Source organism: Paraburkholderia sp. BR13444 (genome assembly GCF_040948755.1).
GTDB lineage: Bacteria > Pseudomonadota > Gammaproteobacteria > Burkholderiales > Burkholderiaceae > Paraburkholderia > Paraburkholderia youngii.
Map to the genome: position 1 here is coordinate 179,883 of NZ_JBFPKM010000004.1, position 24,216 is coordinate 204,098.

The 24,216-nt window shown below is 64.6% G+C and carries 24 protein-coding genes and 1 pseudogene; 16 read left to right on the top strand and 9 right to left on the bottom strand.

Annotated elements, in window-relative coordinates:
* Positions 1-139: 139 nt before the first annotated feature.
* From AB3X95_RS13410 to araD, 4 genes are read left to right on the top strand one after another with little or no spacing between them, the layout of a single operon-like run.
* On the top strand, positions 140-1,219 hold the full coding sequence (locus AB3X95_RS13410; RefSeq protein ID WP_368613136.1) for an ABC transporter ATP-binding protein: 1,080 nt from the start codon (positions 140-142) through the stop codon (positions 1,217-1,219).
* A complete protein-coding gene (locus AB3X95_RS13415; RefSeq protein WP_368621576.1) occupies positions 1,216-2,103 on the top strand; it encodes an ABC transporter permease in 888 nt (295 codons plus the stop codon). Before AB3X95_RS13410 ends, AB3X95_RS13415 begins: the two co-directional genes overlap by 4 nt.
* Positions 2,103-3,050, top strand: a complete 948-nt coding sequence (locus tag AB3X95_RS13420) for an ABC transporter permease (RefSeq protein WP_368621577.1) — start codon at positions 2,103-2,105, stop codon at positions 3,048-3,050. Before AB3X95_RS13415 ends, AB3X95_RS13420 begins: the two co-directional genes overlap by 1 nt.
* Positions 3,051-3,081: 31 nt before the next feature.
* On the top strand, positions 3,082-4,818 hold the full coding sequence (araD, locus tag AB3X95_RS13425) for an L-arabinonate dehydratase (RefSeq protein ID WP_368621578.1): 1,737 nt from the start codon (positions 3,082-3,084) through the stop codon (positions 4,816-4,818).
* 3 nt (positions 4,819-4,821) lie between these two features.
* Here araD and AB3X95_RS13430 read toward each other — a convergent pair whose 3' ends face one another.
* Both AB3X95_RS13430 and AB3X95_RS13435 read right to left on the bottom strand, forming a co-directional pair.
* Positions 4,822-5,427, bottom strand: a complete 606-nt coding sequence (locus AB3X95_RS13430) for a short chain dehydrogenase (RefSeq protein ID WP_368621579.1) — start codon at positions 5,425-5,427, stop codon at positions 4,822-4,824.
* A 144-nt stretch (positions 5,428-5,571) separates the two neighbouring features.
* Complete coding sequence (locus tag AB3X95_RS13435) at positions 5,572-6,024, bottom strand: DUF3005 domain-containing protein (protein ID WP_368621580.1); 453 nt, start codon at positions 6,022-6,024, stop codon at positions 5,572-5,574.
* A 326-nt stretch (positions 6,025-6,350) separates the two neighbouring features.
* On the opposite strand from AB3X95_RS13435, the gene AB3X95_RS13440 reads away from it, so the two are divergent.
* Together AB3X95_RS13440 and epsC are read left to right on the top strand one after the other, a co-directional pair.
* Positions 6,351-6,584: a hypothetical protein gene (locus tag AB3X95_RS13440; protein ID WP_013092363.1), complete on the top strand. Its 234-nt coding sequence runs from the start codon at positions 6,351-6,353 to the stop codon at positions 6,582-6,584.
* A gap of 146 nt (positions 6,585-6,730) precedes the next feature.
* Positions 6,731-7,657, top strand: coding sequence for a serine O-acetyltransferase EpsC (epsC, locus tag AB3X95_RS13445; RefSeq protein ID WP_176125463.1), 927 nt, complete (start codon positions 6,731-6,733; stop codon positions 7,655-7,657).
* Positions 7,658-7,692: 35 nt separating this feature from the next.
* On the opposite strand, the gene AB3X95_RS13450 is transcribed toward epsC, so the two are convergent.
* The 3 genes and pseudogenes from AB3X95_RS13450 to AB3X95_RS13460 form a co-directional block, all read right to left on the bottom strand.
* Entirely contained in the window at positions 7,693-8,205 is a 513-nt protein-coding gene (locus tag AB3X95_RS13450; protein WP_368621581.1) for a metal-dependent hydrolase, read from the bottom strand.
* 149 nt (positions 8,206-8,354) lie between these two features.
* Positions 8,355-8,864, bottom strand: coding sequence for a hypothetical protein (locus AB3X95_RS13455; protein ID WP_368621582.1), 510 nt, complete (start codon positions 8,862-8,864; stop codon positions 8,355-8,357).
* A 92-nt stretch (positions 8,865-8,956) separates the two neighbouring features.
* Positions 8,957-9,151 (bottom strand): annotated as a pseudogene (locus AB3X95_RS13460) (porin); the annotation flags it as partial.
* 605 nt (positions 9,152-9,756) lie between these two features.
* On the opposite strand from AB3X95_RS13460, the gene AB3X95_RS13465 reads away from it, so the two are divergent.
* Entirely contained in the window at positions 9,757-10,293 is a 537-nt protein-coding gene (locus tag AB3X95_RS13465) for a hypothetical protein (RefSeq protein ID WP_176125465.1), read from the top strand.
* 388 nt (positions 10,294-10,681) lie between these two features.
* On the opposite strand, the gene AB3X95_RS13470 is transcribed toward AB3X95_RS13465, so the two are convergent.
* On the bottom strand, positions 10,682-11,113 hold the full coding sequence (locus AB3X95_RS13470) for a hypothetical protein (RefSeq protein ID WP_184225192.1): 432 nt from the start codon (positions 11,111-11,113) through the stop codon (positions 10,682-10,684).
* Between the two features lie 241 nt (positions 11,114-11,354).
* Between AB3X95_RS13470 and AB3X95_RS13475 the strand changes: the two genes are divergently transcribed.
* The 5 genes from AB3X95_RS13475 (at position 11,355) to AB3X95_RS13495 (ending at position 16,240) form a co-directional block, all read left to right on the top strand.
* Positions 11,355-12,056, top strand: a complete 702-nt coding sequence (locus tag AB3X95_RS13475; RefSeq protein ID WP_184225191.1) for a CDP-alcohol phosphatidyltransferase family protein — start codon at positions 11,355-11,357, stop codon at positions 12,054-12,056.
* Complete coding sequence (locus AB3X95_RS13480; protein WP_184225190.1) at positions 12,053-12,868, top strand: 2OG-Fe(II) oxygenase; 816 nt, start codon at positions 12,053-12,055, stop codon at positions 12,866-12,868. The genes AB3X95_RS13475 and AB3X95_RS13480 overlap by 4 nt, the downstream gene beginning before the upstream one ends.
* The gene (locus tag AB3X95_RS13485; protein WP_176369502.1) at positions 12,865-13,917 is read left to right on the top strand and encodes a lysylphosphatidylglycerol synthase domain-containing protein; all 1,053 of its coding nucleotides are present in this window, start codon (positions 12,865-12,867) and stop codon (positions 13,915-13,917) included. Before AB3X95_RS13480 ends, AB3X95_RS13485 begins: the two co-directional genes overlap by 4 nt.
* Positions 13,918-13,945: 28 nt before the next feature.
* The gene (locus tag AB3X95_RS13490; RefSeq protein WP_368621583.1) at positions 13,946-14,710 is read left to right on the top strand and encodes an NTP transferase domain-containing protein; all 765 of its coding nucleotides are present in this window, start codon (positions 13,946-13,948) and stop codon (positions 14,708-14,710) included.
* Positions 14,711-14,836: 126 nt separating this feature from the next.
* Entirely contained in the window at positions 14,837-16,240 is a 1,404-nt protein-coding gene (locus AB3X95_RS13495; RefSeq protein WP_176125484.1) for an MFS transporter, read from the top strand.
* 23 nt (positions 16,241-16,263) lie between these two features.
* Here AB3X95_RS13495 and AB3X95_RS13500 read toward each other — a convergent pair whose 3' ends face one another.
* Entirely contained in the window at positions 16,264-17,313 is a 1,050-nt protein-coding gene (locus tag AB3X95_RS13500) for a S1C family serine protease (protein WP_368621584.1), read from the bottom strand.
* Positions 17,314-17,488: 175 nt separating this feature from the next.
* On the opposite strand from AB3X95_RS13500, the gene AB3X95_RS13505 reads away from it, so the two are divergent.
* Entirely contained in the window at positions 17,489-17,887 is a 399-nt protein-coding gene (locus tag AB3X95_RS13505) for a glyoxalase/bleomycin resistance/extradiol dioxygenase family protein (protein ID WP_176106685.1), read from the top strand.
* 163 nt (positions 17,888-18,050) lie between these two features.
* Positions 18,051-18,977, top strand: a complete 927-nt coding sequence (gene ppk2, locus AB3X95_RS13510) for a polyphosphate kinase 2 (RefSeq protein ID WP_176125470.1) — start codon at positions 18,051-18,053, stop codon at positions 18,975-18,977.
* Positions 18,978-19,079: 102 nt separating this feature from the next.
* On the opposite strand, the gene AB3X95_RS13515 is transcribed toward ppk2, so the two are convergent.
* Together AB3X95_RS13515 and AB3X95_RS13520 are read right to left on the bottom strand one after the other, a co-directional pair.
* A complete protein-coding gene (locus tag AB3X95_RS13515; RefSeq protein WP_176125471.1) occupies positions 19,080-20,666 on the bottom strand; it encodes an inorganic phosphate transporter in 1,587 nt (528 codons plus the stop codon).
* Between the two features lie 183 nt (positions 20,667-20,849).
* Positions 20,850-21,443, bottom strand: coding sequence for a short chain dehydrogenase (locus tag AB3X95_RS13520; RefSeq protein ID WP_013092348.1), 594 nt, complete (start codon positions 21,441-21,443; stop codon positions 20,850-20,852).
* Positions 21,444-21,668: 225 nt separating this feature from the next.
* Between AB3X95_RS13520 and AB3X95_RS13525 the strand changes: the two genes are divergently transcribed.
* Both AB3X95_RS13525 and AB3X95_RS13530 read left to right on the top strand, forming a co-directional pair.
* On the top strand, positions 21,669-22,514 hold the full coding sequence (locus AB3X95_RS13525) for a CHAD domain-containing protein (protein WP_368621585.1): 846 nt from the start codon (positions 21,669-21,671) through the stop codon (positions 22,512-22,514).
* A gap of 169 nt (positions 22,515-22,683) precedes the next feature.
* The gene (locus AB3X95_RS13530) at positions 22,684-24,213 is read left to right on the top strand and encodes a diguanylate cyclase (RefSeq protein WP_368621586.1); all 1,530 of its coding nucleotides are present in this window, start codon (positions 22,684-22,686) and stop codon (positions 24,211-24,213) included.
* The last annotated feature ends 3 nt before the right edge of the window (positions 24,214-24,216 follow it).

Here is a 24,216-nt window from a genome sequence, read left to right on the forward strand (position 1 = left end):
ACGCAGCGCCGCGTGAGGTAGCGCCGCGCTGCGTGTTTGCGGCGACCACGCGCGCCTCGGCTTAACTGCCTGATGCGCCGCGCGCACCGCACGCGCGGCACTTGCGACACCCGTCGTCTCACGCGGATCAGGAAACCGTATGAAGCATCACTTTGAGCAGTTACGGCTCGACTCGGTGAGCCGCAGTTTCACGAACGCGCAAGGTCACGCGATCGCCGCGCTGCAGGGTCTCGATCTGACGATCCGGCGCGGCGAGTTCATCGCGCTGCTGGGACCGTCGGGTTGTGGCAAATCGACGGCGCTGAACTGCATCGCCGGATTGCAGCCGCTCACCGGCGGCGGCATCTGGCTCGACGAGCGCCGCATCGACGTGCTGCCGCCGGAAAAGCGCGGCTTCGGCATGGTGTTCCAGAACTACGCGCTGTTCCCGCACATGAGCGTGCTCGACAACGTCGGCTTCGGGCTGAAGATGCGCGGCGTCGGCAAGAGCGAGCTCGCGCGCCGTGCACGCGAGGCCTTGAAACTGGTGCAACTGACAGGGCATGAGCAGAAGCTGCCCGGCCAATTGTCCGGTGGCCAGCAGCAGCGTGTCGCGATCGCGCGTGCGATCGTGATCGAGCCGCCGCTGATCCTGATGGACGAGCCGCTGTCGAATCTCGATACGAAGCTGCGCATCGAAATGCGCGCGGAGATTCGCCGCATCCATACGCAGCTCGAACGCGCGACGCTGTACGTGACGCATGATCAGGACGAAGCGCTGTCGATGGCCGATCGCATCGTCGTGATGAGGGAGGGCGTCGTGCAGCAGGTCGCGACGCCGAAAGAGGTCTATACGCGGCCGCGCAATCTGCATGTCGCGCGCTTCATGGGCTATCGCAACGTCGCCGAGTTCACGCTGGAGGGCATGCAAGGCGAGGGCGTCGTGGTCAGTGCTAACGGTGTGCGGCTGATCGGCACGGCGATGGCCGGCTTCGACAGCAAGCGCGTGAGCGTCGCGCTGCGCCCCGAAGACATGGAGCGCGCCGAGCCCGGCGCCGACAACGCGTTCGAGGCGCTGATCGACGCGGTCGAATACGGCGGCCACGATTCGCTGCTGCGCGTGAAGACCGCGTTCGGCGACGTGTGGGCGCGCGTGACCGGTGAATGCGCGGAGGGCGAACGCATCATGCTGCGCGTGCGGCCGTCGTGCGTGCTGGTCTACGATGCCGAGGCCGCATGAACACGCCGACGCTCGTCCCCCCGCTTCCTCCCCGCGCGCCGCGCGATGCCAAGGCCTGGCTCGTCGCGCCGGCGCTGCTCTTTATCGTCGCGCTGTTCATTTATCCGTTCGCGTACGGTCTCGCGCTGTCGTTCCGGCCGATGAACGGCGGCGGCCTATGGGCCAACTATCTGACGTTCTTCAGCGACACCTCTATGTGGCCGACGATCCTCGTCACGCTCAAGCTGTCGGTGCCGGCCACGCTGATCAACGTCGGCGTATCGGTGCCGGTCGCGTTCGCGCTGCGCCGCTACTCGCGTTATCAGAAGATCGTCACGACGCTGCTGGTGATTCCGGTGACGCTCGGCACCGTGCTGATCGCCGACGGCATGCTCACGTACTTCGGTCCGCACGGTTGGCTGCCGCAGGCATTGCAGGCGCTGCATCTGTACACGCAAGAGGTGCGGCTCACGCACAACTTCACGGGCGTGCTGCTGTCGCTGATCGTGTCGGGCTTTCCGTTCGCGTTTCTGTTAACACTGTCGTACGTGACCGGCATCGACCCCACGCTCGCGAGCGCGGCGGCGACGCTCGGCGCGAGTCCGTGGCAGCAGTTTCGCCGCATTTATTTTCCGCTGCTCGTGCCGGGGCTCACGATGGCCGCGTGTCTGTCGTTCGTGCAGGCGTTCTCGGTGTTTCCGTCGGCGGTGCTGCTGGGCGCGCCCGCGGGTCCGACGCGCGTGATGTCGATTGCCGCGGCCGAAGCCGCATTCGAGAGCTACGACTATTCGCTCGCGTCGGCGATCGCGATGGTGATGGGCTTCGTGCAACTGCTGGTGGTCGCCGCGCTGCTCGGCGCGCGCCGCTGGTTCTATCGTGGTCCGGTAACGGGAGGCAAAGGCTGATGACGACCGATCGTCGCGCGACGCAGCCCGACTGGCCCGCGCCCACCTCCGCGTCCGCATCCGCGGCGCCGCAGCCGGGCGATGGCGCCCGCGAGCCCGCGCGACACGCGCGTCAGCGCGCGAACTTGCCGGGCCGCATCTGGCAGGTGCTGGTGTGGGCCGTGATGGCGTTTTTCCTGATCAACGTCGTGCTGCTGATTGCGACGGTCGCGGTGAATTCGATCGCGACGCGCTGGTTCGGCACCGCGTTGCCGCAAGGCTTCACGCTGCACTGGTATGCACAGGCGTGGAGCGACTTCCAGCTTGCGAGCGTGCTGTGGGTGACCGTGCAGGTGGTCGGCGCGGTCGTGCTGCTGTCGGTGCTGCTCGGCGTGCCTGCCGCGTATGCGCTCGCGCGCGTGCAATTCCGCGGCAAGCGCCTTGCGATGCTGATCTTTCTGCTGCCGCTGATGGTGCCGCCCGTCACCTACGGCATTCCGATGGCGACTGTGATGTACAAGGTCGGCCTCGCCGGCACGCTATGGGGCGTGATTCTTGCGAACCTCGTACCGGCGCTGCCGTTCGTGATTCTGGTGATGACACCGTTCATCGAGCAGATCGATCCGAATCTCGAAGCGGCCGCACGCATTTTCGGCGCGAACACGTTCCGCTATTTCCGTTATGTGCTGCTGCCGCTGCTCGTGCCGGGGATGCTGGCCGCAGGGTTGCTCGTGCTGGTGCGTACGATCGGCATGTTCGAGCTGACGTTCTTTACGGCCGGTCCTGCCACGCAAACGCTGGTGGTCGCGTTGTACTACGCTGTGTTTTCGACCGGCGTGCGCGCGCCGCAATCGATCGATGCGATGGCGATGATCTACATGGCGATCACGTTGATCTGGGTGCTGATCGCACTACAATTCGTGAGCCCGACGCAGATCGTGTCTCGCGTGAAAGAACAGCGGCGCTGACGCGTGGTCGGCGTCAATCGTGGAGTAGACGTTGACGAAGAGAAAGACCCCCGAGGAATTGCGCAGTCATCGCTGGTATGGCGCGAACGATCTGCGTTCGTTCGGCCACCGCTCGCGCACCGCGCAGATGGGCTACAACCGGGAGGAATACGCGGGCAAGCCGGTCATCGCGATTCTCAACACGTGGAGCGAGATCAATCCGTGCCACACGCATTTCAAGCAGCGCGTCGAGGAAGTGAAGCGGGGCATCTGGCAGGCCGGCGGCTTCCCAATCGAGTTGCCTGTGCAGACGCTGTCCGAGCCGTTCCAGAAGCCCACCACGATGCTGTACCGCAATTTCCTCGCGATGGAAGCCGAGGAGATGCTGCGCTCGTACCCCGCCGACGGCGTCGTGCTGATGGGCGGCTGCGACAAGACCACCCCCGCGCTGCTGATGGGCGCGATCTCGATGGATCTGCCCGCCATCTTTCTGCCCGCCGGCCCGATGCTGCGCGGCAACTGGAACGGCGTGACGCTCGGTTCGGGTTCCGATTCATGGCGATACTGGGCCGAACTGCGCGCGGGCACGCTGACGCCGGAAGACTGGCAGGGCGTCGAGGGCGGCATCGCTCGCTCGCCGGGGCACTGCATGACGATGGGCACTGCGTCGACGATGACCAGCGCGGCCGAAGCACTGGGCTTCACGCTGCCCGGCTTCGCGTCGATTCCCGCGCCTGATTCGCGCCATGCGCAGATGGCCGCGAAAACCGGCATGCGGATCGTCGAGATGGTGTGGGAGGATCTGAAGCCGTCGGACCTGATTACGGCGGCATCGGTCGATAACGCCGTGACGACTTGTGTCGCGCTGTCCGGCTCGACCAATTCGGTCGTGCATATGATCGCGCTTGCACGGCGCGCGGGCATCGAGTTGACGCTCGATCGCTTCGACGAGATCGCGCGCCGCACGCCCGTGCTCGCGAACATCCGGCCGACCGGCGCCTATCTGATGGAGGACTTTTTCTACGCTGGCGGTTTGCGCGCGCTGCTCGCGGAACTGGGCGAGCTGATCGACGGTTCGCAGAAAACCGTGAACGGCCGCACGCTCGGCGAGAACCTCGCGGGCGCGCAGATTTTCAACGACGACGTGATCCGCCGCCGCACGAATCCGCTACTGCGCGACAGCAGCCTCGCGGTGCTGCGCGGAAATCTCGCGCCCGACGGCGCGGTGATCAAGCCCGGCGCGGCCGAGCCGCATCTGCTCGTGCATACGGGCCGCGCGGTCGTGTTCAGCGACTACAACGACATGGCCGCGCGCATCGACGACGACGCGCTCGACATCGACGAAAGCTGCGTGCTGGTGCTGCAGCACGCGGGGCCGGTCGGCGCGGGCATGCCCGAGTGGGGGCAACTGCCGATCCCGCGCAAGCTGCTGCAAAAAGGCGTGCGCGACATGGTGCGCATCTCCGACGCGCGGATGAGCGGCACGAGCTATGGCGCGTGCGTGCTGCACGTGGCGCCCGAGGCGTTCGTCGGCGGGCCGCTGGGGTTGGTGCGAAGCGGCGATCTGATCGAGCTCGATGTGCCGCGCCGCAGGCTGAACCTGCTGATATCGGACGAAGAGTTCGCGCGCCGCAAGTCCGCGTGGGTCAAACCGGCGGCGCGCTTCGAGCGCGGCTATGGCGCCCTGTATCAAGCGCACGTGATGCAGGCGGACCAAGGCTGCGATTTCGACTTCCTGCAGCGTGGCGGCGCGAGTCCGGAAACCTCGGGCGAACCGGAAATTCACTGACGCTCAATACCCGACGCGATACACGCGCCCCGTCTGCGCGCCTTCCACGCTGCGCAGATAAGCAAGCGCAGCGCGTTGTGCGCTGACGGGCTCGAAGCCGCGAAAGAACGGCGCATAAGCCTCCATCGACTCGGTCAGCACGGTCGGACTCACGACGTTGATGCGCAGCCCGCGCGGCAGTTCGATCGCCGCGCCACGCACGAAGCCTTCCAGCGCGAGATTGACGGTCGTCGCGCTCGCGCCCTGCGCGATCGGCTCGTCGCCCAGAATGCCGCTCGTCAGCGTGAACGAACCGCCGTCGGCCACGTACGGCAGCGCTGCGAACACGACGTTGATCTGGCCCATCAGCTTGTCGCGCAGCCCGACCCAGAACTGCTCGATGCTCATCTGCGCCAGCGGACCGAAATGCACGTTGCCGGTCGCGGTGACGACGCCGTCCACCTTGCCGATGTCGCGAAACAGCCGCTCGACGCTCGCGGGGTCCGTGCTGTCGACGTGATATTGCCCGCGCGTCGCGCCTACCTCGATCACTTCGTGACGCGCCTTCAACTCCGCGCTGACGGCGTGGCCCAGCGTGCCCGTGGCACCGATGACGACGATCCGTTTCATCCGCAACTCCGTTAAACGAACCAACGTTAAAGCAAAGCACGCACCAGAATAAAACGGTGCGTGCTGCGTGAATGCCTGATTTAATCGGAATAAATGCGGTAATTCAAACGCGCGCGTATAAAGGGATGATACGCGCGCGTCCGCCTATTTCACGCGGTGTAATTCGATAACGCGCGCGGGCCGCAAATGATTGAGCGCATAGTGAATCCGGCCGCGATCCTGGCGCTGTCCGACCGGACGCGGGTCGATGTACTGGTTGTCGGCCGAGTAGACGGCGAGCGGCTCGACCATGCCCTTGTCGATCACCGCGTAACCGGGCTCGAGCGCGAGCAGCAGATGGTTGCCGCCAAGCCGGCTGTCGAAGCCGGCCATGCCGTCGAGCGCCTCGGGCACGCTGTTCTCGAGCGTCGCATTGCTGGTGGTGATTTCGTCGGGCGAGATCGCGCCGTGGCCCGCCAGACGGGCCGCTTCACGGTTCTTGCCGTCGGTGTCTACGGTGCTGTCGTGCGTGCGATCGTTGTGCAGGTCCGTGGTTGGTGGGTCCTTCGGGTCTGGTTTCGTGCCGGCGTTTTCGGGTTTGCTGATCGCGCTGTTCATCGTGCATCTCCTGAAGAGGACATTCGAAGAAAGAGCAAAAGCCGTTCCGACTGACACGGCGCCGCTTTGCGCGGGAGTCGCGATGCGTTGTCCGCCATGATTCGATGCGAGTGGCGTTGCCCACGCGATTGAATGGCGATGACGTCCGCGATTCATTTCGTTTTTTTTAATGGACGCGTATTTTCTACAGAGTATGATTCTACTCCTGCGACCGACGCGCGGATAAATTGGCGGCATGCTCCGGCTGTTCACGATGGTCGGAAAAAATTAACAAACAAATGGCCGCGCGACTGAAAATGTTACGGGGCTTCAGGGGCGGGTGACTCATGCACTTCGATGCTGCATTCACACATCGCGGCTATCTATTGAATTGCGAACCGGCGCGCTCGGGCGACGGCTCCTGGCAACCGTATGTGGTGATCTCGCGCTCGAGCGACGGCGAACTGGTCGCCAACCGTTTCTTCCCCACGGAACTGCGCTTCTCCGACGAAGCCGCCGCGATCGCGCACGCGCGCGATTGGGCAGTGCGCTGGATCGACGCGAGCAGTCTGACAATCTGACGTCAGGGAACGATGCATGCGTGCAGGCACGCGCCGACGCAACGAGCCGAGCCGATCTGCGCGCCGCCGGGCGGGCAGCGTTAAAACGCGGTAATCTCTGCTGGATAACCACTTTGAACCGTGCACGCTGCACGGCGCCGTCCCTTATGCCCAACGAGCCTTCCCCGAACTGGGGCCTTGAACAGATCGTCGCCGACCTGCGCGCCTCGCGCGAGCAATTGCATCGCACGCGGCATCCGCTCGGCATTCGCGAGTTGCCATCGCGCGAAGCGGTGGTCAATATCGTGACCGGCTTGCGCGCCGCGATGTTTCCGACGCACTACGGCGCGCCCGATCTAACCGACGAGACGGTCGACTACTACGTCGGCCACACGCTCGAAAGCACGTTGCGGCTGCTCGCCGAACAGATTCGCCGCGCGCTGCGCTTCCTGCCAGAGTTCGGCGCGACGCCCGACGCCGAGTTGCGCGAGCGCGCATTCGCGGTGGCGCGCGAGTTCGCGACGCAGCTGGCGGGCATCCGCGCGCTGCTCGTCAGCGACATCCAGGCTGCGTACACCGGCGACCCCGCCGCGCAGCACATCACCGAAATCCTGCTGTGCTATCCGGGCGTGTGGGCGATGACGCATCACCGGCTCGCGCATGCGCTGCATCGGCTCGGCGTGCCGCTGCTCGCGCGCTTCATCAACGAGATCGCGCACTCGGCGACCGGCATCGACATTCACCCGGGCGCGACGATCGGGTCGAGCTTCTTCATCGATCACGGCACCGGCGTGGTGATCGGCGAGACCGCGATCATCGGTGAGCGCGTGCGCGTGTACCAGGCGGTCACGCTCGGCGCGAAGAGTTTCGCGGCCGACGAAGACGGCATGCTGATCAAGGGCAACGCCCGGCATCCGATCGTCGAGGACGACGTCGTGATCTACGCGGGCGCGACGATTCTCGGACGCGTGACGATTGGGCGCGGATCGGTGATCGGCGGCAACGTGTGGCTCACGCATAGCGTGCCGCCGGGCAGCAGCGTATCGCAAGGCAAGATCCGCGAAGGAGAGCGCACCGACAATGGGCGGCAGTGATGCTCGCCTGGCCGCGGCCGGCTGCATCGCTGCGCCTAGCTGATCGGCCAATGGCGTAACCATGGCAACGCATACCTGCCATGCCGCCACACATGCTCGCCGATGAACCACGCGGCTACCCACGACGCCGCGACGACGATCAGATCGCAGTGCCCGCTATTCCATAGATTCAATGAATGTCGCCCGGCGATCCACGGCACGCCGAGCGGATTCGGCCAATCGGCGAGCAGATGCATCAGGCCGCCGCACGCGAAGCCGAACGCGGGCGCCGCGTAGATCGAATGTCCGAGCATGTGATACGACGCCGCGAGCAGCGCGAGCCAGCCGATGCCCCAATGCGTCAACGTGCGATGCGTGATCCACAGCCGCCGCGCGCGCGACCACCATGCAACTTCGAGCCAGTCCGGCGCGGTGCTGCCGGCCACGCCGGCGATGAAGCTCAGCAGCACGCCAGCGTGAAACGGACCGCCGCCGCTGCGCGCGACGATCGCCGCCGCGATGATGCCGGCTGCGAAACCGGTCGCATGATGCGCTTTGCTGGATGCCATCGACATTCGCGACACAAGTGTCGCGCGAAAAACAAAGGGCGGCTATGTTCGCAGATGAGCGCGTAAAAAAATAGCCGATGGGCGAGATATAAATTTGCGCATCGGCCTTCCGTGAGTGACGCGCACGGCGTTCAAGTGCGCCGCGCCGCTCAGGTCGCGCAGCGTGCGATAGCGAAGCGCATTTCCTCTTCGGGTGGATCGTCGGGCGCATTGGCCGGATGCATGACCTTGATGACCGTGCTGCCGTTGAGCGGGGTCAGCGTGACGAAGTACGAGTTGTGCGAATCGGCGCCGACCGCGAGTTCGGTCGCGGCGCCGGTGTGCGAGGTACGCACGCGCGGCAGACGTCCTTCGAGGCAGGCGGCGATGGACGCAGGCGTGCGTGACGACGACACGTACACGAGCGGCGCGGACGCATCGCGCGCGGGGCCGCCCGACGAACCGCAAGCGGCGAGGGTGGTAGTGAGGGCGGCAGCGGGGGCAAGCAGGAGAAGTCTTTTCATGATCCGATCGTCGGCGTTCCCAGTCATGCATGGGAAGGTGAGGCGCGGGCGAAGCGCGATGCGCTGGCGAACAGCGCGATGCTTCGCGACGAAGCTACCGTGCAGGCGGCGCGGTTTCGCGGCGTCGCACGGCGGCCGGGGCAGTATACCGAGCAAGCGCCGGCGTCGTCACTAGCGCAGCCAGGGAATCGCCTTGCAGCGACACGGTGTGCCGCTTCGGCTTGCCCGAGCCGTTGGAGCCGCTCACCTTCCTCGCTGCCACGCGGACCAAAGCAGGTGTTCGACAATGAGCCGCTGCCCTGCTGCCAGCTGCTGTGACCGCCCTGGCTGTTCGAGTAGACGAGACCCGAGTCGAGCGATCCGTACAACGTGACGCTGCTTTGCGCGTGCGCGGTGATTGCGAAGGCGCTCAGCAGGCCTGCCGTGATGAGGCTTCTTTGCATGTTCGGGACTCACTTCGTGGTAGGTGCAGAATCGGCATGTTGACCGCCATTCCCAGCGAAGTGTAATTACCGCTATGCAGATATTTAATTATTCGACTGACAACAGTTTATTTTCGAATCCGCGATTATGTGAATTAATCGTGTAAGTGCGGGTCCCCAAAAGCAATTTCTTTTTAAAGTAGAATGGGCGGCTGCGCCGTCAAGTCCAGCGACGTTGCCGGACCGTTACGACACAAGGCCTCCCGTCCTGCATCGGAGGCCCTCGTTTGCGCCGATTCCCACCGTTTTGCGCAACGCAGTCTTACGAAGAAGGCGTTAAATCATGGTGGGATGCCACTTATAATTTCAATAGACCCCTTCGACCAAAGGGTGTCTTTTTCATTTTTACACGCGGCTTTCGGGCCGCGTTTTTTTATCTGACATTTAAAGCGGTTTTATACGTTGTCGCGTAAGGGTAAATAGAATTTTTCGCGCCCCTCGAGCGGCTTCGCCGTTCCGAGCGCGCCTTGTCCGTTCGTCAGAGCGAGCAGGGCGAAGCGGGCCGGGCAGGTAGAATCGCGGGTTCGAAATCTGTTTGTGCGCCCCGCGAAGTGAGTGAACCTGTGATGAACGACACGCCCTTTCCCTCGACCGACACGAATGCCGGGTTCCTGGCCGACGACTCGTCCGGACCGGACGAAAGCGTGCATGAAGAGCGTCTGTGGCGCGATAACGGCTGGACCGCGCGCATCATCAAGAACGAAGACGACGAAGGCTGGGCCGTCGAAATGATCAAGGACGGCGAGGCGGAGCCCGCGCTCGTCGGGCCTTGGACGATGGGTCGCAACAAGAAGGATCCGAAGCCGCTCGATGTGTCGGCGTTCAACACGCTGGTGAAAACCGCGGCGGAAGTGCTGCGTCGCCACGAGCAGCAACTGCGCGCGCAACTGCACAAGGCGGTGCGCGTGCCGAGCGCGGACGGCAACGACGAACTCGACATCACGCTCGACATCGTTCCGGACGAAGACGAGCCGTACGCGCTGTTGAGCGCGCTCGATATTTTCGGCGAGCAGATCGCGCAGGTGCAGGTCGCGCCGACCTTCAAGCTCAGCAAGGCGAGCGCCGCGGCGTGGGTGGCGAACGAGTTTCGCCGGCCGGGGTAAATGGCGGTTGCAGCGCAAGTGCGGCTCGTGATCGAGAGCGCGTATGTGCGCAACCTTGGCAGCCCGCAAGCGGCAGGCAGGCCGGGTATTCCTCGCAACCGCCGGAGCATCGTGCGGTTTCGCGTGATCGCGGCCAAGATTTTGAGAGGCGAATCGATCCGCGACCCGAGCCTGAGTCGGCAGTAGAAAAGAATTGGATGTGTGAGAGTGGCCGGGCCAGAAACAGGTGAGGCCCCGCGCGGGGGCCTCATAACTTCGCGGGAGCGCTTGATCGGTGCGACCGACTTAACCAACACGGCTGGAACCTGTTGACCAGGAGGCGGATAGACACCCTTGCGGACCCCCGAAAAATCCGATGGCCGCAGCCAGCGCGTGCCGCCGCCAATTCCTAGTTGCGCTTGCAAAAAATCGCGGTGATCAGCGGTGCGACGTGGTGCACGATCGCTGTACTGCCGGCGTTCTCGAGCGCGCTTTTAACCTTGTCGTCGCCGCCGAACACGACGGCGCCATACGCGGACTGCGCGACCGGTTCGCCGTCGCCGACCCGGAACATCGGGTCGTCTTTTTCGAAGCCCACCACCGCGAATACGCGGAAACCGAACGCGGTTAGATGCGCATCGGGCATCGGCGAGAACGCGTTGATCGAGTTGCTTTCGACGTGACTTGGCTTCGGGTTGATCAGTTGCTGCTGCATCAGATCAGCAATGAACTGGTGGCCGCTCTCATTGCATACGAGTGGCGCGTCGAGCTCCACGGCAAAAGAGGACAGCGGCAGCGCGGCGGCTGCGGCAAACAGCAGAGGGACAAGAAGACGGTTCATGAGTGTAGGCGGGCGTCCACAGTCGATGCCGTGGATTAGCAACCACTGCGCCATCCCCCGGAGGGGCGCGAGCGGTGCTGCACATCGAACGGATTCCGCGTGACTGGCACAACTGGATTCGCACTTTACAGCGATTCGGCGAATTCCGCTTTGGGGCGGACATACAAACGGTATTTGCAAATTGCCAGGAGATATACGACACAACAGCAAGCTTTCAGAATCCCGTATATATTTCCGCCTTATGACTTCGCAACCCCGACCTCCAATAAACGTCCCGCCGCCACGTACGTGGGATGCCCGGCTCGCTCGCCGGCTCGTGACACCGCTAATCGACACCTGGGTCACCCCGAATCATTTGACCACGCTGCGCCTGCTGATCGGCGTCGCAGGCGCGCTGTGCCTTGCGCACGGAGGATTCGGGTGGGCCAATGCGGGAGCACTTCTGATCGTTCTGTCTAATTTCGTCGATCACACCGACGGCGAACTCGCGCGCGTCGGCGGCAAGTCGAGCCGTATCGGTCATTTTTACGATCTCGCCTGCGATGCTCTCGTGACCGTGATGCTGTTCGTCGGCATGGGTATCGGTGTCGGCGGTGCGCAGATCGATGCTTTGAAGCTCGCGCCCGGCATGCTCGGCGCGGTTGCGGGTGTCGCGGTTGCCCTGATCTTCTTCTTGCGCATGCGGATCGAGGAAATGGTCGGCAAGGCCGGCACGAAGCAGGCGTCGGTGGGGGGCTTCGAAACCGAGGACGTGCTTTACCTGCTGCCCATCGTCACGCTGACGAATGTCGTCGCGCCGTTCGTGGTGGTCGCGTCGATCGGCGCGCCGCTGTTCGCCGCATGGGTGGTGATCGACTACTGGCGCGTCGCCCGCCGTAGCGCTCGCCTGACGGCCAAGTCCCCCGCCACTTCAGAAACCAGTCAACAGTGGGCCAGCAAATGAATCTGCACGCCGAAGACGACGTGATCGCGCCCGTGTCGACAGGCACGCCCGTGGCGGCGCTCACGCCCGCGCCCGATGCCGACCGCGCGGTCGCGAGCCGTACCCGCACGTTCGACAACGCGCGTCTGCGCAAAGACTTCGCCGCGCAGGACGCGTTTCTGTATCTCGAAGATTTCCTCGCGCCGGAAGTCACCGCGCAGCTGGTTCACAGCGCGCGCTCGCTGCTCGACGAAGTGAACCGCAACTATCTGCCTGGCCACAAGCAGGGCGGCAGTGTCAGCCGCCATACGATCGACCGTCTCGCGCCGTTCATCGCCGAGCTGTATCGTTCGAAGGAGTTGATCGGCTGGCTCGAGCAGCTGAGCGGCGACCAGTTGCAGGTGTCGCCTGCCGACGACCCGCACGCCTACGCGCTCTACTACTACACGCGCCCCGGCGACCATATCGGCTGGCACTACGATACTTCGTATTACGACGGGCGCCGCTACACGCTGCTTCTCGGCGTGATCGACGAATCGTCGTGCCGGCTCGACTACGAGCTGCATACGCGCAATGCAGAGATGCCGGACCAGCCGGGTTCGGTGCAGATTCCGCCCGGTGGCCTCGTGTTTTTCGATGGCGACAAGCTGCGTCATCGCATCACGCCGGCCGGCCCGAACGAGATGCGCGTGTCGCTGACGTTCGAATACGTCACCGATCCCAACATGCGGCCGTGGCGCCGCTTCGTCTCGAACATGAAGGACGCGATCGCGTACTTCGGTTTCCGTCAGGTGTTCCGTCAGATGGCCTCGCGCGGCAAGGACGCCGCATGAGTCGCGCGGCGCTGCTTCTGCTGTCGATCGGCTCGGCGCTGTTCGTCGGTCTGCTCGCGTGGCAGGGCTTCGGCTCGGTGGCGTCCACCTTGCTCGCAGCCGGCTGGGGGCTCGCGGTCGTCGCCGCGTTCCACGTGGTGCCGCTCGTGATCGATGCGGCTGCGATCGCGGTGCTGTTCAAGCGCGGCCACCCGTCGCGTGACGGCGCGCATGAAGGTCCAGCAAGCCGCGCGGGAGCCGGACTTTCGCTGCGCGATGCGCTGTCCGCGCGCTGGATCGGCGAATCGGTGAATAGCCTGCTGCCCGCTGGACAGATCGGCGGTCCGGTGGTGATGGTGCGGCAACTGTCGCAGCGCGGCATGCTGCTGCGCGACGCGGCCGCCGCGATCACCGTCAGCACGACCTGGCAGGCGCTCGCGCAAATCGTGTTCGCGCTCGGCGGCCTCGCGATGTTCGGCGCGTACGCCGCGCACGGCACGCTGCACGACCTGCGCACCGCAACGCTGATCGCGACCTGCGTGCTCGGCGCGCTGATCGCCGGGTTCTACTTCGCGCAGCGGCGCGGTCTGTTCGGCCGGCTGCTGAGCGTGGTGTCGAAGGTGTTCGGCAAGCGCGACTGGTCGTCTCTGATGACGCGCGCCGAAGCCGTCGATGCCGCCGTGCAGTCGCTGTACCGCGAGCGCGGCCGCGTGGCGGCGAGCTTTGCGCTGAGCCTCGTCGGCTGGGTCGTCGGCACGGTCGAGGTTTGGCTCGCGCTGCGTTTTCTCGGCCATCCGGTCGGCTGGGTCGACGCGCTGCTGCTGGAGAGCATCGGCCAGGCGATTCGCGGCGCGGCCTTCATGATTCCGGGCTCGCTCGGCGTGCAGGAGGGCGGCTATCTGCTGCTCGCGCCGCTGGTGGGTTTGCCGCCCGACGCGGCGCTGGCGTTGTCGCTCGCCAAGCGTGCGCGCGAAATCCTGCTGGGCCTGCCGGGCCTGCTGGTATTGCACTTCAGCGAACGAAGCTGGCAACGTCGGCGCGCCCCGCGGCGTGTACCGGTTGCCGATTGACCTCCGTACTTTTTTCAAAGGACCGCGCATGCGCGCCATCATTCTCGCAGCGGGCCTCGGCCTGCGTCTCCAGCAGCCGCCGCAAGCCCAGTTTCCGAAATGCCTGTTGCAGTTCGACGGCATGAGCCTGCTCGAACGGCATCTGCAGATGCTCGAAACCGCCGGCGTGACCGACGTCGTGCTGGCGCTCGGTTTCCAGCCGCAATCCGTGCAGGCGGAACTCGCGCGCATCAACTGGCCGCACAAGGTCGAGATCGTGCTCAATCCGCGTTTCGATCTGGGCAGCGTGCTGACCGTGCATACCGTTGCCGACGCGTTGACGCGCGGCGGCGACGTGCTGCTGATGGACGCCGACGTGCTGTACGACGAGCGCATCCTGAACGCGCTGGTGGCGGGCGAGTCGGTCAACCGACTGCTGATCGACCGCGATTTCGAAGCGGGCGACGAGCCGGTCAAGCTATGCCTGAAGGACGGCGTGCCGGTCGAGTTGCGCAAGCAGCTCGCGGTCAATCTGGAGTTCGACACGATCGGGGAGTCGGTCGGCTTCTTCCGCTTCCGCGAGGAAACCGCGCGACGCTTTACCCAGATCGTCGCGGGCTATATCGACAGCGGCCGTGCGAACATGCCGCACGAAGAGGCGGTGCGCGACCTGCTGCTCGAGCGCAGCCAGGTATTCGACACGGCCGACGTGACCGGCGCGCCGTGGATCGAGATCGACTTCCCGAACGACGTCGCGCGCGCGGCCAACGAAATCCTGCCGCAGTTGCAGCCGCTCGTCAGCGCATCGCGCTAAAGCGTCCGCCGCGCGTCAGCACGCATGACGGCGCGCGGCAAAACCCCTCGCGCGACAACATTTGTTGCCGCCGCAATGCCATAATCGGCACTTTCCATTGATGGCGGGCCGCCCGTCGCCATGACAATGCTGCTCGCTTTAGGCGCTTTCATCGTTCCGCTGATCGTCGCGTGCGCGATGTTCATGGAAAACGTGGACGGCACGGTCATCGTGACGTCGCTGCCGGTTCTGGCGCGCGACCTCGGTCATGATCCGATCACGCTGAAGCTTGCGGTTACCGCGTATGTGATCGGCCTCGGCGTTTTTATCCCGATCTGCGGCTGGGTCGCCGACCGCTTCGGTTCGCGCACCGTGTTCCGAACCGCGATCGGCATCTTCATGGCGGGCTCGCTGCTGTGCGCGGCCTCCACTTCGCTCGATACCTTCGTGCTCGCGCGCTTCGTGCAGGGCATCGGCGGCGCGCTGATGGTGCCGGTGGGGCGCATCATCATCTTCCGTTCGCTGCCGAAGTCGGAGTTCATTCGCGCGATCAACTATCTAACGGTGCCGGCGTTGCTCGGCCCGGTGGTCGGGCCGCCGCTCGGCGGCTTTATCACGACCTATCTGCACTGGCGTCTGATCTTCGTGATCAATGTGCCGATCGGGCTGCTCGGAATCTGGCTCACCAACAAGTACATCGCCAATACGCGCGAGCCGCATCCAGGCCGGCTCGACTGGCTTGGCTTCGTGCTGTCGGCAAGTGGCGCGTCGTTGTTCATGCTCGGGCTCTCGCTCGTCGGCGGCGAACTGGTGTCGACGGGAGAATCGGTCGGCATGTGCGTGACCGGCATCGTGCTGCTGCTGGTTTATGTGCTGTATGCGAGCCGCGTCGCGCTGCCGGTGCTCGATCTGCGTTTGCTGCGCATTCCGAGTTTTCATGCGAGCGTGATCGGCGGTTCGCTGTTTCGTATCGGTCTTGGCGCGGTGCCGTTCCTGTTGCCGCTCGCGTTGCAGGAAGGGCTCGGCATGACCGCGTTCAGAGCCGGCGCGATCACCTGCGCGTCCGCGTTCGGCTCGATCTTCATGAAGACGGTGGCGTCGCGCATTCTCGAACGCTTCGGCTTTCGTACGGTGCTGATGGTCAATGCCGGGTGCGCGGGTCTTGCGATCGCCGTGTACGGGTTGTTCTTTCCCGGCACGCCGCATTGGGTGATCTGGTGCATCGTGCTGGTGGGCGGCTTCTTTCCCTCGCTGCAATTCACGTCGCTCAATACGCTGGCCTATGCGGATATTCCGAGCAGCGACGTCGGCCGCGCAACGAGTGTTGCGAGCGTGATCCAGCAGATGTCGCTCGGCCTCGGCGTGACGATCTCGGGCATCGTGCTGCTGATTTCGCATCGTCTGCAAGGGCATCCGAACATCGTGTTCTCCGATTTCTGGCCGGCGTTTCTGGTCGTCGGCCTGTTCTCGTGCCTGTCGATTCCAATTACCCGGCGGCTGCCGCGAGACGCGGGTGATGAGATCGCGCGCGGCAGCCGCGGGCGCGCGTAAGTCAAGATTCGGGCGCAGTCTGCTTACCCCGCCTGCTCCACCGGCGTCACCGTCAACTCCAGCCGCTGCGCGCCGCGCAACACCGTCACGCTGACCGGCTTGTCGATACGCGAAGCATCGAGGGTGCGTTGCAGACCATCCACATCCTGCACCGGCTGTGCGTCGATCGCGACGATCGTGTCGTCGGTGCGCAAGCCGCCGAGCGCAGCCGGACTGCCTTTGACGATCTCCATGACGTGCACGCCGCTTTGCGTGCCGAGGCCAAAGTAGCGCTGCACACGCCGCGATAGCGGCGCCGTCGTGCCGGCCACGCCGATATACGCGCGTCGCACGCGGCCATGCGCGAAGATCTGCATGATGACCCACTTCGCGGTATCGATCGCGGTCGCGAAACAGATGGCCTGCGCGCCAGGAATGATCGCGGTATTCACGCCGATCACCTGACCCGCCGAATTGATCAGCGGTCCGCCGGAGTTGCCCGGATTCAACGCCGCGTCGGTCTGGATCACGTCGTAGATCATGCGGCCGGAGTTCGAGCGCAGCGACCGGCCCAGCGCCGAAACGACGCCGGTCGTCACGGTCTGCTGCAGCCCCAGCGGGCTGCCGACCGCAATGGCGATCTGCCCGACGCGCAGCTTCGACGATTCGCCGAGTTCGACATGCGGCAGCGGCTCCGGCGAACCGATGCGCAGCACCGCGAGATCGCTGCCGGGATCGTCGCCGACCAGATCGGCGTCGAACTTCGCGCCGTCGGCCAGCGTCACCTGGATATGCGTCGCGCCATGCACGACGTGGCTGTTGGTCAGCAGGTAGCCGTCGGGCGTGAACAGAAAGCCCGAGCCGGTGCCGCCGCGCGCGCCGCGCCCATGCGGGGACGCGTCGCCGGGCAGCCGGCGCTCGACGGCGATAAACGCGACCGCCTGCTGCACGCGCTCCAGTGCGCCGATCACGGTGCGGGAGTAGGCGTCGAGCAGCGCGTCGTCGTCGTTGGTCAAAAGTTCGGTGGATTGGGGCCCGGGGGCGTCGGATGCGGCGCTCGACAGGTCATCGATGAAGCGTGGACGGCTTCCCATAACGATGCTCCGGATAGACGGGCTGCGAGATGCGGGGCGTCGCGCGGGTTTTCAAGGGCGTCTGGGGCGGGGCGCCCGGGGTCGTCCCGAGTGCCGCACTGGCGGCCACCGCGTGTGAGACACTTTCCGGGGCGGGCCGTCGCTCGCCGCTCGCTCGCGCCACGGAGACCCCTTCATGTCCGCATCTACCCCTTCAGCGCCGCAACCTCCGCAGCCGGAACCACGCATCGAGTCTCTGAGCGCAATCACGCTCGCCACCAGCGACATGCAGCGCGCCGTCGCCTTCTACGAAGCGCTCGGCTTCCCGCTCAAATACGGCGGTCCGCGCGAGGCCTTCACGTCGTTCGCGTTCGGCAGCTCGTATCTGAACCTGATCGCCGATGCGCGCGCGCCGGTCAACTGGTGGGGGCGCGTGATCATCTACGTGTCGGACGTCGACGCGATCTATGCCAAGGCGCTGGCCGCGGGCTTGCAGCCGTCGCTCGCGCCGGCGGATGCGCCGTGGGGCGAGCGCTATTTTCATATCACCGATCCGGACGGCCACGAATTGAGCTTCGCGCGGCCGCTGCACTAGCGGCGGCAGCCCAGGCAAAACTCGCTATCATGGGTGTTTCCACGCATCCGCAGCGGCCGCCCACGCGGTAACACGGCTGACACCTCGCGCTTCGATAATCGAACGCGACCGCGTCGCGCTAGCCGCCGCGCGCCATCCCATTCCTGTTGCGAGGAGAGCCGCAATGAAAGAGCCGGACCCGAGACCCGATTTCGAATTGATGGCGGAGCGGCAACGCCGTTTCGAGGAAGACCTCATCGATGCCTACGACGAAGAACTCGAAATGGAGGTCGACGACCGCATCATCGACGGCCCGGCCGGATTTACGCCCGAGCATCGCGAGGCGCGCAGGCAGTACTTCCGTGAACTGTTCCGGCTGCAGGGGGAACTGGTCAAGCTGCAGGACTGGATCGTCGCGACCGGACATCGGCTCGTCGTGATCTTCGAGGGGCGCGATGCGGCGGGTAAGGGCGGCGCGATCAAGCGCATCACCCAGCGCCTCAATCCGCGCGTGTGCCGCGTGGCAGCATTGCCCGCGCCGAATAATCGCGAGCGCACGCAATGGTATTTTCAGCGCTATGTATCGCACCTGCCGGCGGGCGGCGAGATGGTGCTATTCGATCGCAGCTGGTACAACCGCGCGGGCGTCGAGCGCGTGATGAACTTCTGCACCGACGAGGAATACGAAGAGTTTTTCCGCTCGGTGCCGGAGTTCGAAAAGATGCTGGTGCGCAGCGGCGTGCAGATCCTCAAGTACTGGTTTTCGATCACCGACGAAGAGCAGGAAATCCGCTTCCAGAACCGCATTCACGATCCGCTGAAGCAGTGGAAGCTGAGCCCGATGGATCTGGAAAGCCGGCGCCGCTGGGAAGCGTATACGCAGGCGAAAGAAGTGATGCTGCAGCGCTCGCATATCCCCGAGGCGCCGTGGTGGGTCGTGCAGGCCGTCGACAAGAAGCGCGCGCGCCTGAACTGCATTCACCATCTGCTGAGCCAGGTGCCATATCACGAGATCGAGCACCCGCACATCGAATTGCCGTCGCGTGTCTATCACGAAGACTATAGCCGCCAGCCAGTGCCCGACGCGATGATCGTGCCCGAGGTGTACTAAAAAGCGGATCGTATGGACTAGCCGGCCAACGAAAAAGCGCGGTACGTATAGAACGTACCGCGCTTTTTTTCGTGCTGGATGGGTTCCGCCAGATCGGCGAACTCAGAACACCGAACGGAACACCCAGTACAACCCGCCCGCGAGCGCGATCGACGCGGGCAGCGTCAGCACCCATGCGAGGATCAGGCTGCGCACGGTGGCCCATTGCAGGCCCGAACCGTTGGCCGCCATTGTGCCGGCCACGCCGGAAGAGAGCACGTGGGTCGTCGACACCGGCAGACCGTAGACGTCGGCGGCACCGATCGTGACCATCGCGACGAGTTCAGCCGACGCGCCCTGGCCGTACGTCAGATGCTGTTTGCCGATCTTCTCGCCCACCGTGACGACGATGCGCTTCCAGCCGACCATCGTGCCGAGACCCAGCGCGATCGCGACCGCCACCTTGACCCAAGGCGGAATGAACTTGGTTGCGTGATCGATCTGCTTCCTGAAGTTGGCAATGACCTTAGCGTCCTCGGCCGAGAACTGCGGCTGATTGGCCTTCTGCATCAGACGGATCGCCTCGGACGTGACATACATGTTGTTGCGCACGTTATCGACGATGCCTTGCGGCAGCGCGGCCATCGAGCCAAATTCGCCGACCTGGCGGCCGATCTGCTCGGTCAATTGCCGCAGCGCCGGCAGCGTCGCGGGTGTCAACTGACGGGTGCGCACGAAGGCCTCGACATCGGCGCGCGGATCTGCGGAAGGCGCCGCGCCCTGCGTGTAGCGCGCTAGCGTCGCCGCGGTTTGATGCGCGACCGCGACGAAGTTCTGCGTTTGCTCCGGCGTGACCGCTCGATTCAGTGCGTACGCAGTGGGCACCGTACCGATCAGGATCAGCATGATCAGACCCATGCCTTTCTGGCCATCGTTCGAGCCGTGCGCGAACGACACGCCCGTGCAGGTCAGAATCAGCAGGCAGCGAATCCAGAACGGCGGCGGCTCCTTGCCCTGCGGCTCGGCATACAGCGCGGGCACCCGCACGACGGCCTTCAGGATCAGCAGCAGCAAGCCCGCGAGCAGAAAGCCCACGATCGGCGAAAACAGCAGCGACTTGCCGACGCCCAGCGCCTGAGTCCAGTCGACGCCGCTGGTGCCATTCGCACCGTGCATCATCTGATTCATCAGGCCTACGCCGATGATCGAGCCGATCAGCGTGTGCGAGCTCGAAGACGGTAGGCCTAGGGACCACGTGCCGAGGTTCCAGATGATCGCGGCGATCAGCAGCGCGAATACCATCGAGAACCCGGCGCTGCTGCCGACCTGCAGGATCAGCTCGACAGGCAGCAGTTGCAGCACGCCGAAGGCGACCGCCCCGCTAGACAACAGCACACCGAGAAAATTCCACGCGCCGGACCAGACGACCGCGATATTCGGTGTCAGCGAGTGGGTATAGATGACGGTGGCGACCGCATTGGCCGTATCGTGAAAGCCGTTGACGAACTCGAAACCGAGCGCGATCAGCAGCGCGACGCCGAGCAATAGATAGGGCAGCACCGAGCTTTCGCGCACGGGCTGCAGATCGTCTATCAGATGAACACCGCAGTACACGACGCCCGCAATCAGCAGGCCGGCAAAAATCACCAGGCCCGCGCTACGGCCCTTGCCGCTGGCGGCGCCTGGTTGCGGATACGAAAGTTCCGGCATGGCGTGAGCCCCAAAAATGTGGTCGCAGAGTATTCGATGCTGCTTTCGCTGCGTGTCGCAATGATGACAACTGCGTGACGGCAATGGGGGTGTAAAAAATAGACGCGGCGCGGCTTATGCCGCCGCGCACTGGACTAAGCAAGTGATGAATAAAACCAGGCAGTGGACGCACCGCAGTCGCGCCTACGATGCGCTCACGACTTCGCCGCTTGCGCTGCCACCGAGGGTGCGTTTATAGGCTTGCGCGACGATTTCCGCCGGTATCCCTTGCGACGGATCGCGGCCCATCGATTCGAGCGTTTCGGCGACCCACCCCGGGCTCACCACATTGACGCGGGCTTTGCCGCGCAACTCGAGTGCGGCCGAGCGCGCGAACGCCTCGACACCCGCATTGACGATGCTGACCGCGGCGCTGCCTTCCATCGGCTGTTGCGCGAGCACGCCGCTCGTCAGTGTGAACGAGCCGCCTTGCGACACATGGTCCACGCCGCAGCGCACAACATTGACCTGCCCCATCAGTTTGTTGGCAAGACTAAAAGAAAAGTCTTCGTCGCCAAGCGCCGCGAGCGGCGCGAATTTCGCTGAGCCGGCCGCGCAGATGATCGCGTCGAAGCTGCCGGCTTGTGCATACATCGCTTCGATGCTGCGTTTGTCGGACAGATCGACGTGCAGGTCGGAGCCCTTGCGGCTTGCGCCGACCACGTCGTGCTCGGTGGCGAGCAGCTTCACGATGTGCGAGCCGAGCAGGCCGGTCGCACCGACAACGAGTATTCGCATACATCCTCCTCAGGTCTGTTTGCGGCATTTGCCGCGCTGCACACTGCATCGTCAAGCCGGAGCATTCGCCGGACCGCGCGATGAGCGGCCCCATCGGTCGAGCATAGGCGCTGCCGGCACGACGCGCCAACGCATAACTGGGAAACCCGCTGATATGCACGGTGAATCCCTCGTGAGCATCGATCTTGCTACGCTGGAAATACGGTCATGTTTCCGGGAGCATCGATGAAGCAAGACAGTGAAACAGCCAACGAGCCGGTACCCGAAGAATCGGCGCAGCGGGCCTTTACTTCCTACGCCGCGCCACTGGTGGATGAGGCGATCAGACTCGCCAAAGGCATACACGACGACCCGTCACCCGAAGCGCTGCACAAACTGCGTGTGTCACTGCGGCGTTTGCGTTCGTTGTGGTGGGCGTTCGCACCGCTGCTCGACAAGGGCGAAAATTCTCGCCAGCGCGCCGTCTATAAGTTCCTCGCCACCGCGGCGGGTAAAACGCGCGATTGGGACATCCTGATCGAGTTGCTCAAGCAGGAAGGCGGCGACGCACGAGCGTTGATGCCGAAGCTCGAGCAGACGCGCCGCGACACGCTGGCGACCAGCCGCGAGACGTTGTTGAATGCCGACGTCAAACATCTGTTGCGCGATGCGTTGGCCACCACTTCCGGGGAACTTCACGCCACGCACGATGCGGATATTGCGTTGCGCAAATTTGCCGCTCGGCGCATTCGGGCGTCGGAGCGCTCGTTGAAGAAACGCATGAAACGCGCGCGCCATGCAAAACGCTCGAATTACGCGGCCTTCCACGATGTCAGAAAAGCGGGCAAGAAACTGCGCTATCTGTTCGAGTTTTTCGGCCCGGTGCTTAAAATCAGCCATAAGCGCACGCTCAAGCGGCTGAAAAAGCTTCAGAAGCGCTTCGGCTTGCTCAACGATACCGTCGCCAGCGAAGCGCTGTTGCGCGACAATGCGGCGTCGCTTGCCGACGCGGACCACATCGAAGCCGCGTTGGCCTGGCTCGACAGGAAACGCAAACGCCGCTTGCGCGCGGCGTCGGAGCTACTGGGCTGAGCGAGTGCTCTCGTCTCGCTGGCGCGGAGGACCCGCAGCCCAACATGCCCTGCGCACCGCGCTGCCGGTCCGAAAGAATCGTCCGCGAAAGGAGGCGAGGAGCGTGGCACAGAATGGGCTTTCGCTGCGTCATCGGTTGCGCCTGACGTTGCATGCCGTTCGAGCCGGGATGACCCGCTATGTGGGCAACCGCCCGTGGGTGGCCGGCGTCGCCGGCACGCTCGTCGCGTTGGCGATGTCGATCCTGACTGCGGTCGAAGTCGGCGAAGGCCGCCGCGAAATGCTCGATCATGCGCGCCAGACCTCGCAAAACCTCGTGTCGATCATTTCCGCGGATCTCGCGCGCAACGCCGAAATCTATAACCTGTCGTTGCAATCGATGGTGGATGCCGCGCGCAGTCCGGACACCTGGACGCTGCCGGTCCCGGCACGCCAGGCGAAGCTGTTCGATCCCGCGACCACCGCCGCCTTTCTCGGCGGTGCGTATGTCGTCGGCGCCGACGGCGAAGTAGCGGCCGCACAGTACGACGACGCCAACACCACCGTCCATCTCGACGACCGCGAATACTTTCAGGTGCAACTGCGCAACCCGGCGGCGGGCCTGTATTTCTCGCATCCGTTCATGTCGCGGCTGCGCGGCGGCAAGCCGTCGATCGCGCTGACGCGGCGCATCGACGATGCGCAGGGCAACTTCGCCGGCATCGCTCTGCTCGCGATTCGCATCGAGTACTTCCAGCACCTGCTGGACCGGATCGACCCCGGCGAGCAGGGTTCGGTTTCCATCGTGATGGCGGACGGCACGCTGCTCGCGCGCAAGCCGGTCGACGGGCGCGATATCGGCGCGAGCGTCGCAAAGTCGCCGACCTTCGTACCGATGACCGCGCACGACTCCGGGACCTACGTATCGGTCTCGCCGGTCGACGGTGTGCGTCGCATCGTTACGTACGCGCACGTACCCGGCACGCCGCTGATCGTGGCGATCGCGCCCGCCGTCGACGACGTGCTCGCGCCGTGGCAGCATCGCAGCCACGTGGCGGCTGCACTGACCATCGGGTTTGGTGCGGTGTTCGTGGTCGTGTCGTGGCTGCTCGCGTTCGCGCTGCGCGACAAACAGCGCGCGCAGGCCGCGCTGCTGCGTCTCGCCTCGACCGATTCGCTGACCGGGCTCAGCAATCGCCGGGTGCTCGACAAGCGGCTCGACGACGAATGGAAGCGCGCGCGGCGCGACGACAAGCCGCTGTCGGTGCTGTTCATCGATATCGATCACTTCAAGCGTTTCAACGACACCTACGGCCATGAGAGCGGCGACGAAGTATTGGTCGCGGTGGCGGATTGCATCGCGTCTGTGGCGCGGCGCTCGGTCGATCTGGTCGCGCGCTACGGCGGCGAAGAGTTCGCGGTGGTGCTGCCGGATACCTCCGCGCGGGGCGCGTTCACGGTCGCGGAGCAAATTCGCCGCAAGGTGGAAAACCGCGTCATCGTGCGTGGACACGATGCGCCGCAGGCGGTGACGGTAAGCGTCGGCTGCGCCACGGCGCTGCCGGGCGCCACGGATTTCGCCAACGGAGCCGAGCTGCTGGCCGCCGCTGACGCGCAGCTCTATGTGGCGAAGAACGAAGGGCGCAATCGCACCCGGTCGGCGCAGTGGGAAGAGTATTCGGCGGTGCAGGGGGCGTCGAGTACGGGCGCGGCGCTCTGACGC